Here is a 17076-nt window from a genome sequence, read left to right as displayed (position 1 = left end):
GTCTAATTGGCCCAGAAACGACTGTGCCTTGTCTTTCTTAAAATACTGGAGTTACACACGTGAAAAAAATTCTGTTATCGACTGTAATTGCTTTATCTAATGTTATATCAGTACAAGCGGCTGAGACTGAAATTCGTGTTCATTACGCGATCCCTACCATTTGGTCGGACACGCAACAGATATTGTCCAAGGCATTCATGGATAAGAATCCAGATATAAATGTCATTATTGATGGTCCAGCAGAGAGTTATGGTGATGGCTCTCAGCGACTACTTCGTGAGTCCATTGCTGGAACAGCACCAGATGTTGCATATGTGGGGCTTAATTTATGGCGAGTGCTAGAAGACCGCGGACTGGCTCAGCCAATTGATAGCTTCATTGGAGATGACCCTTTGTTATTGGGCTACACGCCTGCGCTTTTATCTCTGGGACGCTATAAAGATACACAATATGCTTTAGCCACTTCAGCATCTACGATGGTGATGTATGTTAATCCTGAGTTGGTTAAAAAGGCGGGTGGCTCAATGGATAATTTCCCCACGACCTTTGATGGTGTTATCGACTTAGCGGCTAAGATAAATGCGCTTGGGAGCAATATTGATGGGATTTGGGTTTCCCCTCATGACTGGCGATTCCAATCGTTACTTGGCTCATATGGTGGTCGACCTATGAATAAAGATGAAACGGATATTACGTTTGATAACGTGCAAGGTATTACTGCGGCTGGTCTTTATCAGCGTTTCTCTAAAGAAGCTGGTATGAAGACTTATTCGGAAAATGACGCCCGTCAAGCTTTTCCTGCTGGAGCTCTCGGCATAATGTTCGAGAGTTCATCGTTACAGGCTCGCTTTACAGAAGGAGCAGGTGACAAGTTTAATCTTACAGTTAAGCCTACTCCTATCGCCTCAGATGATAAATCAAAGGTTTATTTCCCTACCGGAGGCTCTGCTATCGTCATGTTGGCAAAAGACAAAGTTAAGCAACAAGCTGTATGGAAATACATGGCTTTTGTGACCAGCCCAGAAGGGCAAAAAATCATTGTTGAAAATACAGGTTACGCGCCAGCCAATTCGATATTGATTGAAGATAAAGTATATCTTGGTGATTTCTATAAAAAGAACCCTAACGCGCTTGTTGCACATACCCAGATTGCAAACTATGCCGGCCCTTGGTTTGCCTACCCTGGTGCTGAAGGGGTTGCTGCTACTGAATTAGTCAGCGCTTCTCTGGTTGAAGTAACTGAGGGTGCTGATCCATCCAAGGAAATGAAAGGATTGGCTGAAACCATGCGAGATCTTCTTGGTATGAAGTAATAAAATGGTGAGTCCGGTAGGCGTTAATTTTACAACCCCTATAGGTTCTCACCTTTCTTAAGCTACAAATAGTCTTCGGCTATAAAAAGTAATCGTCAAAAATGTAAGTGCTCTTACGTATATTAAATTAATAAATTTGGAAGTAAATATCCTTACAATCTCAAGGACTGTTCATGCTCGACCAATTTAAATACGACTCTGTCAACAATAAAATTTATTACTCTGGCCAATGTTGGCAGCCGAAATCCAGAACATGGATCCGTGATGAAGATATCCCTAACAATGCTGAATACGTAGAAGATCACAAGGCTATTCTTCTCGCACTGGAAATGGGGACGGTCTCATTACCGATTGGAGTCATTGGACCAAAGGTAAATGCTACAGATGAACAACTATTCTTTGCCGAGGAGGTGGGTCGTGCTGTCGCAGAAATGGGGCTTCCGCTCCTAACTGGTGGTAAAACTGGCGTAATGGAAGCCAGTAGTAGAGGAGCTTTCAATGCTAACGGATTAACAATCGGTATATTGCCAGATGAGTGCTGGTCAGCTGCGAATGCTTATATCACTATCCCTATCGTGACAGGATTAGGTCCTGCTCGTAATGCTATTATTGGTCGTACTTGTCCGGTGCTGATAGCAATCGGTGGAAGTTATGGCACATTAACTGAAATGGCATTTGGAATGCACTTTGATCGTTGCGTTCTAGCTTTGTCGGATGCTCCGGAGGTTGAAGGAGTGGTAAAATTCAATACGGTTAACGATGCATTATATGCTGCCGTTCGTGCTTGGTTTGGGTTGCATCTGTAACTTATGAGGATTTGTATTTTCCAACATTCCTATTCAGTATAGATTAATAGTTTTTTTCATGTAAACCTGTCGATTATATAAGCAGCTAGACAGGGAGAAGTCTAAGTAGCAGCAATCTCAACTGTTGTAGGGGCTTCACTAAAATCCCCGCAGAGCTTGCTGCGGGGATTTTTATTTACGGCAATTTTTTTCAATTGGATGTAGACTATTTAGAGTTGTAAGTATTTGGCTGATGAGGAGTGTGGCATGTCTATTCGTGTTGGTTTGATTGGTTTTGGTTTATCTGGGCGGGTGTTTCATGCGCCTTTTGTGATGAATGATTCTGACATGACGATGGCGTATGTTTGCAGCTCTAAGGTAGATGAGGTTAGGGCTGTGTTGCCAGACGTGTCGGTGGTATCGTCTGCAGAATCTGTGTTTGCTGCATCGGATGTAGATTTGGTGGTGATCACTACACCGAATTCGTTGCATTTTGATCAAGCAAAAAAGGCATTGGAAAACGGCAAACATGTTTTGTTAGAGAAGCCGTCTGTGACCAGTCTAAGTCAGATAGAAGCATTGTGTGTTCTTGCTAAACAAAAAAGTTTGGTCTTTTGCGTGTATCAAAATCGTCGTTTTGATGGTGATTTTTTGCGTCTTAAAGCGTTGATCAAAAGTGGTGAATTAGGTGAGTTGAAGCATTTGGATTCGCGCTTTGATCGCTTTCGTCCTGCCGCTCAAGCTCGCTGGCGTGAGGAGCCGGGTGTTGGTACTGGGATTTTCTGGGATCTAGGCCCGCATATTTTAGATCAGGCGTTATGTTTATTTGGTCCACCGAAGTGGTTACACGCGAGTATCGATAAGCTACGTGAAGGTAGCCAAGCCCATGACTGGTTTGAGGTGGAGTTGGGTTATGACGATAAGCGTGTGCGTTTAGCATCAACGCCGTTTGAGGCAGGTGAAATGCGCCGTTTCAATGCAAGATTTACCAAGGGCAGTTGGCAATGTGTGGGGTTGGATCCACAAGAAGAGGCCTTACGAGCAGGTCAAATGCCTTGGGACGCAGACTTTCCATCCAAAGCGATACAGCAGCGCAATACTCGTTTTGTGGCGCATTCCCAAGATGATATAGAGAGGATTAACGAAGCGTCAACACAAGGTGATTATGTGGCGTTTTATGCCCAGTTACGTGATGCCATTCTGGGTAAAGGCGAGGCTCCTGTTGCTATGGAACAAGCCTGCCAGTTGATTTATTTGATTTGTTTGGCGGAGCAATCTGCAGAAAGCGGTCAGCGCATGTCTTGGGGTTATACGCCGAATTTCTAACTTTCGTCAATTTAGTCGAAAGAAATCGCAAAAAAGGGTTGAGCAAGGTTCTTACAATTCTTATCATCTTTTGCCTTTTTGATGTTTTATGCATCAAAAGGGCATTTTTCTGTCTGATTTTATAATAAAAATACAATAATGAGCGGTGTTTTAGCATTCGTGGATTATTGATCCTGTCTCTAAGATTGATTGATGTAGGGCATCTCTTTCTTGTGTCACAGACAGAGTTATTGTTATCAAGTATCTAGCTCCTGAGGGAAAATAATGCGTAATTTAATGGGATTGGGCAGATTGGCGTTCGCTGGTTTGCTAGCTGTGTCTTTGGTTGCTTGTGGTGGATCAGAGAAAGCTGAAGAAACGGCAAAAGTTGAAAAGAAAGTAGAAACCATTCATTGGAAAATGGTCACAGCCTGGCCTAAAAACTTTCCAGGTTTGGGAACGGGTGCTGAAGCATTCGCAAAAAATATTACAAAAATGTCTGATGGTCGTTTGGACATTAAGGTCTACTCAGCAGGAGAGTTAGTTCCAGCACTGGAAGTATTTGATGCTGTTTCCCGTGGTACTGCGCAAATAGGTCATAGTTCTGCATATTACTGGAAAGGTAAGGCGCCTGCTGTACAGTTTTTTTCGTCTGTACCATTTGGTATGACAGCACAAGAGTTTAACGCTTGGCTTGAATTTGGCGGTGGATTAGAGCTGTGGGAAGAAGTTTATGCTCCATTCAACATTATCCCTATGGCGGCAGGTAACACAGGTGCGCAAATGGGCGGTTGGTTTAATAAAGAAATCAATTCTTTAGCGGATTTTCAAGGTTTGAAAATGCGTATGCCTGGCCTAGGTGGCGAAGTGCTTAAAAAGGTTGGTGCTGTGACGGTTAACCTTCCTGGTAGCGAGATGTTTACCGCTCTTCAAACTGGTGCTCTTGATGCGACAGAGTGGGTTGGCCCTTACAACGATTTAGCCTTTGGTTTGTATAAAGCGGCGAAATACTACTATTACCCAGGTTGGCAAGAGCCAGGTTCTGCAGTTGAAGCGCTGATCAACAAAGACGCCTTTAATGCCTTGCCTGTAGATTTGCAAGAGATTGTTCGCTCTGCAGCTGCGCAAGCTAACTTGAATATGCTGAACGAGCTAACAGCACGTAACAATGCGGCTTTGCAGACGTTGGTTGATGAGCATAATGTTACTTTGAAAAAGTTCCCGAAAGATCTTTTGGAAGCTTTGCGTGTTGCATCAGACGAAACACTTAAAGAAGTGGCGGCTAACGATGCAATGAGCCAAAAAGTGTATGACTCTTTTACCGGCTTCTTACACTCTGTGAGCGAATGGCATGATATTTCTGAGCGTGCCTTTATTAATGCTCGCGCAACCGACTAATGCTTTTCTTATTCATAGAATAGAGAACAAGTGATCTTGATAAGCCCTGCTATCCATTGATGGTAGGGCTTATTTTATATTGCTAGCCTAATGCAGCTCATTAGGCTAAGTCATTAATATTGAGTGTGATTCACTCATTAATGGATAAGCGCATGAATAAAATTAAAAAGTGGAATCAAGCCTTACTTGTCGGCTTGATGGCAGCAACATTGGCTGCTTGTGGCGGGACAGAAGAAAAAGGGACCGCAAAGGCAGAGCAAAAAGTGGATGTTATTCATTGGAAAATGGTGACAACTTGGCCGAAGAACCTCCCAGGAATGGGGACGGGTGCAGAGGCGCTGGCGAAGAATATTAAAGAAATGTCTAACGGGCGTTTGGATATTAAAGTCTATGCTGCTGGCGAGCTTGTACCTGCATTAGAAGTGTTTGATGCCGTTTCTCGTGGCACGGCACAAATGGGCCACGGCTCGGCGTATTACTGGAAAGGGAAGGTGGCTGCGGCGCAGTTTTTCTCAACTGTCCCTTTTGGTTTTAATGCACAAGAGTTTAATGCGTGGATTGCCTATGGCGGCGGTTTAGAGCTGTGGGAGGATATCTACGCTCCCTTTAACCTGATCCCTATGGTTGCTGGTAATGCTGGCGTGCAAATGGGTGGTTGGTTCAATAAAGAAATCAATTCCCTAGAGGATTTCAAAGGTTTGAAAATGCGTATGCCTGGGTTAGGTGGCGAAGTACTGAAAAAAGTCGGTGCATCACCCATCAACTTACCGGGTAGTGAAGTATTTACGGCGCTTCAAACGGGTACGATTGACGCAACCGAATGGGTTGGCCCTTATAATGATTTAGCATTTGGCTTGTATAAAGCGGCGAAATACTACTATTACCCGGGATGGCATGAACCAGGTTCTGCTGTTGAAGTTATCTTTAACAAAGACGCGTTTGCGGCTTTGCCTAAGGATCTACAAGCTATTGCTCGTGCAGCGGTTAAACAGGCTAACTTAGACATGATTAACGAGTTTACCGCGCGCAATAATGATGCACTGCAAACCTTGGTCAATGAACATAATGTGATTCTTAAGCCGTTCCCACGAGATCTGTTGGAAGCACTTAAGAAAGCGTCGGCTGAAACATTAGAAGAAGTCGCGGCTAATGACCCTAATAGCCAAAAAGTTTATGAGTCTTTCAAAAACTTTATGGCTCCAGTAAGTGAATGGCATGATGTGTCCGAGCGAGCTTATATTAATGCGCGTGCGGACGATTAAGACGCTAAGCTTTATATTTTAAAAGCACTAATGTTGATAAAGCCTCGTTATCTTTGATAACGGGGCTTTTTTGTTTTACAGAGGGGATGAATCGAGCGATGAAAGAAAGAAATATCAAAAAAGACTTGAGCGCTGACAGCGCAATTCATACTATTCAAAATACTTAGTGCAGAAAATATGTATAAAAGTTCGAATTTCTTCCTCAATACAAAAGGAAGAAATGAAAAGTAATTAGTGTTGCTTTGGTTTGAAAGCTAAGTCTTATAACAATAAATGTAATCAGTCTCCTGAGGGATAAAAAATGATAATAAAAGCGTGGGGTAAACTGGCAATAGTCGGTTTGGCTGCAGCAACGTTGGTTGCCTGTGGTGGATCTGAAGAAAAAGAAACTGCTCAAGTCGAGAAAAAAGCCGATGTCGTTAATTGGAAAATGGTCACAACTTGGCCTAAAAACCTGCCTGGTTTAGGGACTGGCGCAGAAAGCCTAGCAAAAAGTATCAACGAGATGTCTAACGGACGTATCAATGTAAAAGTGTATGCGGCAGGTGAATTGGTTCCCGCATTGGAAGTGTTTGATGCGGTTTCTCGTGGCACAGCACAAATGGGTCACGGTGCAGCGTATTACTGGAAAGGCAAAGCCCCTGCAGCGCAATTCTTTACTGCGGTTCCTTATGGTTTCACTGCACAAGAAATCAATTCTTGGATTCATCACGGTGGCGGTTTGAAACTGTGGGAAGAAATTTACGCGCCATTTAACTTGATCCCAATGGCAGCGGGTAATACCGGTGTACAAATGGGTGGCTGGTTTAACAAAGAAGTAAATTCTTTGGCAGACTTTCAAGGTTTAAAAATGCGTATTCCAGGCCTTGGTGGTGAAGTTATTAAAAAAATTGGTGGCATCCCGGTGAACTTGCCTGGCGGAGAGATTTTCACCTCTTTGCAAACGGGCGCGATTGACGCAACCGAGTGGGTTGGCCCATATAACGACCTTGCATTCGGTCTTTATAAAGCAGCTAAATACTATTACTACCCAGGTTGGCATGAGCCAGGTTCTACAATGGAAGCGCTTTACAATAAAGAAGCGTTTGAAGCCTTACCAAAAGATCTTCAGCTAATCGTACGTGCTGCGACTCGCCAAGCAAACGCAGAAATGTTGGATGAATTCACCGCATTGAATAACGCGGCACTCCAGACGTTAATCAATGAACATAACGTGATGTTGAAATCTTTCCCTGATGATGTATTGATAGCGCTGAAAAAAGCTTCTACTGAAACATTAGAAGAAGTAGCAGCTGCAGATCCATTAAGTCAGAAAGTCTATGACTCATTTAAAGAGTTTGGCGCGAAAGTAAGAGCGTGGCACGAAGTATCTGAGCGCGCTTATATCAATGCTCGTGAGCTTGAATAGTTACTTGTTATAGGATATTGCAGGCATACCTAGGTCATTGATATAAAAAGCTTCGTTAGCAAATATAACGGAGCTTTTTTTATGGGTATTATTAATTTAGATGAACAATACCCATAAAAAAGCCTTGAGCCTTTATATTGCAATTAATACTATTAAAACCACTTAGCGCATAAGGTATGGCTATAGAGTTAGTTTTAACTCGTTGTTGCTTGCTTGTAGTGTCGAGCCAAGTTTCTTATAAAAATAAAGGTAAATTAGTCTCCTAGGGATAATAAATGAGAACAATAAAATCGTGGGGCAAGTTAGCATTAGTTGGCTTGACAGCAGCAACCTTGGTTGCTTGTGGTGGATCTGAAGAAGAAAAAACAACAGCAAAGGCAGAAACAACGGCCGATGTTATTAATTGGAAAATGGTCACTACATGGCCAAAGAACTTTCCCGGTTTAGGCACCGCAGCAGAAGATCTAGCGAAAAATATTACTGCCATGTCCAATGGTCGCTTAACGGTTAAAGTGTATGCAGCAGGCGAATTGGTTCCCGCATTGGAAGTGTTCGATGCGGTTTCTCGTGGCACAGCACAAATGGGTCATGGCGGTGCTTTTTACTGGAAAGGCAAAGCACCAGCGGCACAGTTTTTCTCTGCGGTTCCTTTTGGCTTTACCGCACAAGAAATGAACTCTTGGCTTCACTACGGTGGTGGCTTAAAACTATGGGAAGAAACATACGCGCCTTTTAATCTTATCCCGATGGCAGCAGGTAATACTGGGGTACAAATGGGAGGTTGGTTCAATAAAGAGATTAACTCTCTTGCTGATTTCCAAGGCTTGAAAATGCGTCTGCCAGGTTTAGGTGGTGAAGTGCTGAAAAAAGTCGGTGGAACACCCGTTAACTTGCCTGGTAGTGAGATATTTACAGCACTGCAAACTGGGACTATTGATGCGACAGAATGGGTAGGTCCATACAATGATCTAGCGTTTGGCTTGTACAAAGCGGCTAAATTCTACTATTACCCTGGCTGGCATGAGCCGGGCTCCACTATGGAAGCGCTTTATAATAAAGACGCGTTTGAAGCCTTACCTGAAGATCTGCAATTGATTGTACGAGCGGCAACTCGCCAAGTGAATGCTGACATGCTGGATGAATTTACGGCACGTAATAATACAGCACTAGAAACACTGGTGAATGAGCACAACGTTGTTTTTAAAGCCTTCCCAAGAGAAGTCTTAGTTGCTTTGAAAAATGCGTCTGCACAAACCTTAGAGGAAGTGGCGGCAGCTGACCCAATGAGTCAAAAAGTGTATGACTCTTTCAAAGCATTTAATAGTAAAGTCAGAGCGTGGCACGAAGTGTCTGAGCGTGCTTACATCAATGCTCGTGAGCTTGAGTAAGACTTGTTAAGTACTGATCAATAGATAAAAAAATAGCCCTTCTTGTAGAAGGGCTATTTCGTTCTATAGCATATCGATTTATCGAACGAGGAATTAGTCGTTCATGCTACCCAATTCAAGCAGTGTCGCGTTGCCACCGATTGCGGTTGTGTTGTTAGACACGGTGCGTTCGGTAACGAAGCGCAACAAGTAATGAGGCTTGGCAATGCTGCTCAGGTTCTCTGCATCGGTTTCTTCAACCAATTGACAGATTAGGCCGCTTTTTGCTGCAAGGCGCTGGCTAAACTGCTGTGCTTGCGCAGGGTCGCAAAGTGTTGCAATACCTGCAAGATGATCTGCTTCTATCAACGAATCTTGCGCAGATTCGGCAATATTTTGTACCACACCTTCCGCTACGAATGGCGCAATCATATCCATGACTTCTTGACCCGTTGGGCCGACTGTAATGACAGGGTTACCTGCAATAAGCGCAGTAAACACTTGACCAACTAAGCCAACTTTTGCGTTATCGCCTTCGATAAAAGACGAGCAAAGAAATACGCCACGGCCTTGATTTGAAAGTTCGTTACGCTCACCAGTTGGCCCAGGCATTACGCGGGTTTCTGCGATGGATTTTTCGGCATTGTCTATTTGCCATGCAGCCATTTTTCTTTGTGCATCTGGGAAGGTATTAAGGGCTTTTTTTAGTGCTTCTGCACGTCCATTCACACCAAGCTTATCCCATGCTTCGAAGACTTTTTGAGCGACCTGAATTTGGATAGGTTGTACGATTGTCATAGTAATGTCTCCCCTTAAAGGTCTTGCTCAATAGCGAAGCGTTGAAGGTAATGTGGGCCACCGGCTTTTGGTCCTGTGCCAGATAAGCCTTGTCCGCCAAATGGCTGAACGCCAACCACAGCACCGACTTGGTCACGGTTGATATAAAGGTTACCAACACGAGCGCGACTCGCGATGCGAGCACATGTGGTTTCGTTACGGCTGTGCACACCCATGGTTAAACCAAAGCCTGAGTTATTGATGGTGTCAATGATCTTATCCAAATCGCGAGCTTTGTAGCGTACAACATGAAGGATAGGTCCAAATTTCTCATCCGTTAGCTGGTCAATGCTGCTGATTTCAAATGCCGTTGGTGCAACGAAAGTACCGTTTTTTGCGAAGTCTGGAAGCTCTGCTTGGGCAATCAGCTTGCTTTCTTTGGTCATGTGTTTGATGTGCTCAAGCAACATGTCTTGGGCTTTCTTGTCGATAACCGGACCCACGTCTGTGCTGTGCAGGTAAGGTAGACCAACAGTTTGCTCTTGCATGGCACCTTTGATCATTGGAATGACACGGTCTGCAATGTCCGCTTGTACGAACATGACTCGCAATGCAGAACAACGCTGCCCTGCAGAAGCAAACGCTGAACGAACCGCGTCACGAACCACTTGCTCAGGCAATGACGTGGAGTCGATTAACATAGCGTTTTGGCCACCTGTTTCGGCAATTACTGGCACTGGTGCAACGCCACGAGCTGCTAGAGTACGGTTGATCAATTGTGCTGTGCCAGTAGAACCTGTGAAGGCAAGGCCGGCAATGCGTTTGTCGCTCGTCAACGGAGCACCAACAGTCGCGCCATCGCCTGGTAATAGGTGAAGTACGTCAGTTGGAACGCCTGCTTGGTGTAGCATTTCGATGGCGCGGAAAGCGATTAAGCTGGTCTGCTCAGCCGGTTTCGCAACCACAGTGTTACCGACTACAAGGGCGGCAACTACTTGGCCTGTAAAGATGGCCAATGGGAAGTTCCATGGGCTGATACAAGTAAATACGCCACGGCCGTTTAGCTTGGTTTGTTTTTCATTGCCTAAGAAATCTGTGTAGCTTGTTGGGTCGGCAAAATGGCTACGAGCTTGTTGCGCGTAGTAGCGACAGAAATCCACCGCTTCACGAACTTCGTCGATGCTGTCCTGAATGGTTTTACCTGCTTCACGGTGGCAAAGAGCCATTAGTTCCGCGTAGTTTTCTTCCATCAAATCTGCCATTTTATCTAGGCAATCAGCACGCTCTGTTGCTGGACGTGCAGACCAAGCAGGGAATGCCGCTTCAGCAAGGTTAATTGCCTTAGTAACTGTCGCTGCGTCTGCCCAGTCAATTTGACCAGCCGTTTGGCTATGGTCGTAAGGACTTTCAATCGAATGCGACTGTCCAGTGGCTACTTTTTCACCTCCAACGATAGGGAAAGCGCGCCATTGAGTGTCTTGTCCCATGAAAACGTCGATTTTGGCTTTGAAAGGGGTCCAATCAGAATCAATTTCGATGTTTGGGCCAAACGAATTTTTGCGGTCGTCAAACAAGTTAGCTGGCAAGTTGATATGCGGATTAGCTAATGATTTACGGCTTTCAAGCGTTGTCACTGGGTGGTCGATCAAATCTGCAATTGGGTAGCTGGCGTCAATCAGGCGGTGAACGAATGAGCTGTTAGCGCCGTTTTCAAGCAGACGACGAACCAAGTAAGGTAGTAAGTCTTTATGGCTGCCCACTGGCGCGTAAATACGTACGCAGATGTCGCTGTCTTTGATCAATCGGTTGTATAGGGCATCCCCCATACCGTGCAAACGCTGGAATTCGTATTCGTCAGCGCTGGCGCCTAATTGTTTGGCGATGCAGCTAATGGTCGCAATGGTGTGTGCGTTATGGCTAGCAAACTGGGGAAATATGTTTGCACGAGCGTGTTCGCTTAATAGAAAGTTCGCACACGCCAAGTAAGACACGTCTGTAGATTCTTTGCGAGTGTACACTGGGTAACCATTGATGCCGCGTTGTTGGCAAAGCTTGATCTCAGAATCCCAGTAAGCGCCTTTCACCAGGCGCACAGGAATGCGATCGCCTTGTTCTTTAGACAGTGCTGCCAACCAAACTAAAACCGGTAGCGCACGCTTTGAATAGGCTTGCACAACAAGGCCAAATAAGCCCCAGCCTTTAGTGCATTCGTCACGATAAAGTTTTTCGAACAAATGCAAAGACAACTCTAGACGGTCTGCTTCTTCTGCATCGATTGTGATGCCAACATTCAACGAGCGAGCTTTGGTGATTAAGCCTTTAACACTGTCGAACAATTCTGTCATTACACGTTCTTCACAGCCCACTTCATAACGCGGGTGAAGGGCTGATAACTTGATAGAAATAGTTGGGCGGTGCTTTTGACTGTAGGTGTCTTTGCCAACAGATTCGACCGCTTTCATATAAGACGTTAGGTATTTGTCAGCGTCAGCAGAGGTCAGTGCGGCTTCACCAAGCATGTCGAACGAGTATGTGTAACCTTTGTCACGGTAGCTTTTACCACGGGACAAGGCTTCTTCAATGCTGCGACCTAGTACAAACTGATGCCCCATGATTTTCATTGCTTGGTTCATCGCTTTACGAATCACCGGCTCAGAAACACGGTTTACCATGCGGTTCACTAAATTAGCTGGTGTTCCATCTTTTTTCTCGTCCATAGTGACGATTTTGCCCGTTAACAATAAGCCCCAAGTGGAGGCATTAACGAAGAAGGAATCTGAATTTTTTGCGTGAGATGCCCAATCGGCAACGCTCAAACGGTCTTTGATAAAAGCGTCGGCCGTTTCTTTGTCTGGTACACGCATGAGTGCTTCAGCTAAACACATCAACAAAATGCCTTCTTTGGTGTCTAGGCTGTACTCTAGCAACAAGGCGTCAATCATCGACATGCTGTCGTCGTCTTGGCGCACGTCGGCAATTAAATTTGCGGCTGCATTGGTTTGGTTTTCTAGCTCACCTTCAGATGGTTTTGCTAAAGGTAGCAATTCCTTTAACCACTTCTCTTCATCCATATTGTAAAGAGGGGAAATAAGCTGCCACAATTCATTGAGTGGACGCTGAATGAAGTTAGGTTGTAACACCTCAATCGCTTTAAACATGGTTGGATTCTCCCGCGTTAATATAAAAAACCGCTTGGTGTTTTATTAAGGCCGCATATTGTTATAGAGCATTAAGCGTTTTTTTGACTGCTTTTCACTCTGCTGAATCAAAAAAATGCATGTCTGGATAATGCTGACACTTTAGTGACAGAAGGGATAAATTGTCTTTCGAAAAAGTCGTTTTTTTTTATAAGAAAGTCCGACTGGACAAGAATAAGCATAGCAGTAATTTATTATCATGCAGAAGTTGTGAGGAGGTGATGGTAATACTTACAAATGAGGCAGGGTTGTTGTGCTTAATGAATTAAGACCAAAAATCAGCGGTTACTGAATTGTTTTTGGTATTTTAATGGCGTAATGCCAAGGGTTTGAGAAAACACGTTGGTCATGGCGCTTTGGCTTGAAAAGCCACACATTTCTGCCACTTGAATAGGTGGAAAACCTTCGGCCAGTAAACTTTGTGCTCGCTCTAGGCGTTTGCGCATTAGGTACTGGTGCGGCGTCATGCCGGTGCGATCTTTGAAACGTTCGTGAAACTGACTGACACTCAAAAAGCAAAAGTTAGCCAGTTGGTCTATATGCACACGGCGAGACAGGTTTAATTCGATAAATTGGTCTAATTTGTCGATATCCAGTTGGTTACCACGGGTGCGGACATCTTTGTTATTGATTTGATGGCGTATGGCGCTTAGCAGAGTGTTACCGCAGGCGCGGGCTAACATCAGGTCATTCGGATATTGCTGCAATTCACCGGATAGGGCGGATGCTAGAATCTGCAAACGGGGGTTAAGTTGAAAATAAGCCGCTTGATCAAATAATCGAGAAACTACTTCGTATTCTTCGTCAGTAATGCTTTTTTGCGGCGGAATGGGCAGATTGACCACCATGATGCGGTTTTCACCTAACCCTGCAAAGGCGTGGCTATTCGCAGACGGAAGGATACAACCTTCGCCTGTATGTAGCTGTTTGCCTTTACCTTGGATGTCGAAATCGGTGTTGCCATCCAGTACTACCACTAGTTGGTGATAGTCGTGATCGTGTGTGTCCGCTTCGGCAGGTAGGCTGAAAACATCGGAATCAGACTGAGTCAAAGTGCGCCTTTGGAATAAACATAAGTGAGAAAGTATAGCGGCCTTAAGGGCTCTTTAGTAGCGGATTTTTGTGAAGATATCGGATTTTACCGCATGAATTGCGTTTTAACGCAGTATAAATGAATACGTGAAGAAAATAGTAAACACAGCACTTTATCCCATAGAGAACGAATAAAGCGCTGTGCTTGAGTCATATTCGCTAATGTTAGCTGATACGAATAACCAAGTTGCCTAGGGCACCAGGTTTCAATACATCTTCATGGGCTTGAGCTAACTCTGTTAGCGCATAGCTGTGACGAATAACAGGCTTTAGAACGCCTTTTTCAAACAAAGGACGTAAGGCTTTCGCAATCAAGGAAAGCTCGGCAGGTTTAGTGTTTGCCAAGGCTACACCAACGACAGACGCATCACGAGCCATTAAATCTCTAGGGTTGATCTCAACCGTGCCACGGTTCCCTACGACAGCGACGCAACCGCCAAAGGCCAAGGCTTTTAAGTCTTGATCTAAGTTGTGGTTTGCTAGCATCTCGATAACGATATCGAAGCCTGCTTCTAGTGATTGAAAAGGCGCAAGGTGATCCGCTTCATTGTGCATAATAACGGTTTTCACACCTTGCTGGCGCAGCAACTCTGCGCCTTCTGTCGTGCCTGAACTGGCAACCACATCCATTCCCGCAGCTAGAGCTAATTGCACAGTGGCAATGCCTACCGCGCCTGTTGCGCCATGTACTAATACTTTATCGCCTGCTTTGCCATTGGCACGGCCAAACAAGGCACGGTGTGCTGTAGTATAAGGAATGCCAAGGCAAGCCCCTTCTTCAAAAGACAAAGCTTCGGCTAACGGGTAAGTGTGAGTGGCTGCACATGCTGTAAATTCGGCAGAAGATCCTGTTAGATTACGGCTGAAGTAAACACGTTGACCAATCTCTAAGCCAGTGACGTTAGCACCTAACTCAACAATCGTACCGGCACCATCTGACCCCGGAGTATGAGGGAAAGTAGCAGAATAATTGTTGGTACCAGAGCGGATATAAGTATCCACTGGATTAACACCTGCTGCGCCTACCTTCACAAGAATTTGATCTTCGGTAATGCTTGGTTTATTGGCCTCTGCCAGCGATAAATCGCTGGCAGGACCGTAGTCTTTCATTTGCATTGCTTTCATGTTTTTGTCCTAACTTAATGAGCATTTTTGTTTTTCATAAGTTGTTCAAATGTATTCGTATTAATCCGCGTAAACCTGTTCTGGTAACCAAGTCGCTAACTCTGGCCACACTGACAACATTATTAATACAAATACTTGGATTAGGATAAAAGGTAACACCCCTTTGTAGATAGACTGAGTTTTAACCTCTGGGGGCGCTACGCCACGTAAATAAAACAGCGCGAAGCCAAACGGTGGCGTTAGGAATGACGTTTGTAAGTTGATCGCCATCATTATGCCCAACCAAACCGGATCCAGACCCATGGCCAATAGCACAGGCGCCACGATGGGTACCACCACAAAGGTGATCTCAATAAAGTCTAGAATGAAGCCAAGAAAGAACATTAGCAACATCACAACAATCATGGCACCCACCACACCGCCAGGTAGCTGAGAGAAGAAGTCTTGAATTAACTCTTCGCCACCAAAGCCGCGGAACACCAATGAAAATAAAGAGGCACCAATTAGAATCATGAACACCATACAGGTGACTTTTGTGGTTGAATAAACGGCATCTTTTAGCGTTGGAAAGCTTAGTTTACCGCTGCCCCAAGCCAATAGTGCTGCACCAAGAGCACCAACACCAGCAGCTTCTGTCGGTGTTGCAATCCCGCTTAGGATTGAACCAAGAACCGCAAAAATTAATATTAAAGGCGGCAGTAGACCTTTGATCAGCTGGATGGCTAACGGCTCAGTAGAACCATTGCGCAACTCTTCGCGAGGAACCGCAGGGGCTTTGTGAGGCTGTAACCAAGCAACCATAATGACATAAAGAATATACAGGCCGACAAGTATCAAGCCTGGAATCAAAGCACCGACAAACAAGTCGCCAACAGAGATGGTTTTCGGTGAGAAAATACCCATTTCTAGCTGCGCTTTTTGAAACGCATTTGACATGACATCGCCCAATAAAACTAAGGCGATCGAAGGTGGAATGATTTGCCCTAATGTTCCCGTCGCACAAATTGTGCCTGTGGCGAGCGCAGGGTCATAACCACGACGTAGCATAGTAGGTAGCGAGATCATCCCCATTGTTACTACAGTTGCACCAACAATACCGGTACTCGCAGCCAGTAACATGCCAACCAAAATAACCGAAATACCCAAACCGCCGCGCATAGAGCCAAACAGCATGGCCATAGAATCCAGCAGTTTTTCCGCCAATTTGGACTTTTCTAATAACACGCCCATTAATACAAAAAGCGGGACAGCAATCAGCGTCTCGTTACCAATAATACCGAATAAACGGTTTGGTAGGGCTTCCAGGAAAACGCCATCAAACGTACCAAAGGCAGAGCCAACAGCCGCGAAAATTAAGGCCGTACCGCCAAGGGAGAATGCCACTGGGTAACCAAATAACAAGCAGACACAAACGCCAGCAAAGAGCCATAAGGGGATAAATTCAACCATTAGTTTTGTCCTTTCGCGTTTTTAGCCGTTATAACACCAATGTTTTTGAGAATATCAGCAACACCTTGAATGATAAGAGTTACCATCATAATAGGGATGAGAGTTTTCAGCAGATAAACGAAAGGCAAACCACCTGGTTCTGGAGAGGTTTCTAATACCCGCCAAGCTGCACTAACATAATCCAAGCTTAAATAGGCGGTATAAAGAGTAAAAGGCAGCAAAAAGAAGATGCCGCCAATGATATTGACCCAAGCTTTTTTAGTGGCAGAGAACTCGCGGTAAAAGACATCCACACGTACGTGTTCATCGTCCTTAAAGGTGTAGGCCGCGCCCAACATAAAAACCATAGCATGCAGATATAGAACAGACTCTTGCAATGCGATCGAACCAATATCAAAGCCATAACGCAACAATACGATGAGACAGGTAAGTAGCATCATCGCCAATGTTAACCAAGCAACACATTTCCCCAGATAATGGGAGATGGTCTCAGCGGAACTGACCAATTTATTTAACATTAAAGTACCCACAGTTTTTTAATCATTTTTATCGGATATCTACTCAGGCAATTTTACCCAAAAAATCCGGATGGTTAGTC

13 protein-coding genes are annotated in these 17076 nt (G+C 44.7%); 7 read left to right on the top strand and 6 right to left on the bottom strand.

Annotated elements, in window-relative coordinates; translation table 11 throughout:
* Positions 1–59 precede the first annotated feature (59 nt).
* The 7 genes from JSY38_RS09035 (at position 60) to JSY38_RS09005 (ending at position 8859) form a co-directional block, all read left to right on the top strand.
* Positions 60–1313 (top strand): extracellular solute-binding protein, encoded by a 1254-nt coding sequence (locus JSY38_RS09035; protein ID WP_114410457.1) that lies wholly within the window; start codon positions 60–62, stop codon positions 1311–1313.
* A gap of 173 nt (positions 1314–1486) precedes the next feature.
* Positions 1487–2119 (top strand): TIGR00725 family protein, encoded by a 633-nt coding sequence (locus tag JSY38_RS09030; RefSeq protein ID WP_114410456.1) that lies wholly within the window; start codon positions 1487–1489, stop codon positions 2117–2119.
* A 246-nt stretch (positions 2120–2365) separates the two neighbouring features.
* A complete protein-coding gene (locus JSY38_RS09025; protein WP_205116549.1) occupies positions 2366–3424 on the top strand; it encodes an oxidoreductase in 1059 nt (352 codons plus the stop codon).
* A 264-nt stretch (positions 3425–3688) separates the two neighbouring features.
* Positions 3689–4801: a TRAP transporter substrate-binding protein gene (locus tag JSY38_RS09020; protein WP_114410454.1), complete on the top strand. Its 1113-nt coding sequence runs from the start codon at positions 3689–3691 to the stop codon at positions 4799–4801.
* A 152-nt stretch (positions 4802–4953) separates the two neighbouring features.
* The gene (locus tag JSY38_RS09015) at positions 4954–6063 is read left to right on the top strand and encodes a TRAP transporter substrate-binding protein (protein WP_114410453.1); all 1110 of its coding nucleotides are present in this window, start codon (positions 4954–4956) and stop codon (positions 6061–6063) included.
* A gap of 301 nt (positions 6064–6364) precedes the next feature.
* Positions 6365–7471 (top strand): TRAP transporter substrate-binding protein, encoded by a 1107-nt coding sequence (locus JSY38_RS09010; RefSeq protein ID WP_205116547.1) that lies wholly within the window; start codon positions 6365–6367, stop codon positions 7469–7471.
* A gap of 275 nt (positions 7472–7746) precedes the next feature.
* Positions 7747–8859: a TRAP transporter substrate-binding protein gene (locus tag JSY38_RS09005; protein ID WP_205116545.1), complete on the top strand. Its 1113-nt coding sequence runs from the start codon at positions 7747–7749 to the stop codon at positions 8857–8859.
* Positions 8860–8952: 93 nt separating this feature from the next.
* Here JSY38_RS09005 and JSY38_RS09000 read toward each other — a convergent pair whose 3' ends face one another.
* The 6 genes from JSY38_RS09000 to JSY38_RS08975 form a co-directional block, all read right to left on the bottom strand.
* Positions 8953–9636 (bottom strand): 1-pyrroline-5-carboxylate dehydrogenase, encoded by a 684-nt coding sequence (locus JSY38_RS09000; RefSeq protein ID WP_205116543.1) that lies wholly within the window; start codon positions 9634–9636, stop codon positions 8953–8955.
* Between the two features lie 14 nt (positions 9637–9650).
* Positions 9651–12773: a bifunctional proline dehydrogenase/L-glutamate gamma-semialdehyde dehydrogenase PutA gene (putA, locus tag JSY38_RS08995; protein WP_205116540.1), complete on the bottom strand. Its 3123-nt coding sequence runs from the start codon at positions 12771–12773 to the stop codon at positions 9651–9653.
* Positions 12774–13090: 317 nt separating this feature from the next.
* The gene (locus JSY38_RS08990; protein ID WP_114411367.1) at positions 13091–13864 is read right to left on the bottom strand and encodes an AraC family transcriptional regulator; all 774 of its coding nucleotides are present in this window, start codon (positions 13862–13864) and stop codon (positions 13091–13093) included.
* A 205-nt stretch (positions 13865–14069) separates the two neighbouring features.
* On the bottom strand, positions 14070–15029 hold the full coding sequence (locus JSY38_RS08985) for an NADPH:quinone reductase (protein ID WP_205116538.1): 960 nt from the start codon (positions 15027–15029) through the stop codon (positions 14070–14072).
* Between the two features lie 60 nt (positions 15030–15089).
* Positions 15090–16478, bottom strand: a complete 1389-nt coding sequence (locus JSY38_RS08980; protein WP_205116537.1) for a TRAP transporter large permease — start codon at positions 16476–16478, stop codon at positions 15090–15092.
* A complete protein-coding gene (locus JSY38_RS08975) occupies positions 16478–16996 on the bottom strand; it encodes a TRAP transporter small permease subunit (protein ID WP_114411370.1) in 519 nt (172 codons plus the stop codon). Before JSY38_RS08975 ends, JSY38_RS08980 begins: the two co-directional genes overlap by 1 nt.
* Positions 16997–17076 lie beyond the last annotated feature (80 nt).

Origin of the sequence: Marinomonas foliarum, assembly GCF_016906065.1 — a bacterium.
Lineage (GTDB): Bacteria > Pseudomonadota > Gammaproteobacteria > Pseudomonadales > Marinomonadaceae > Marinomonas > Marinomonas foliarum.
This window is presented reverse-complemented; position numbering and strand designations above follow the sequence as displayed.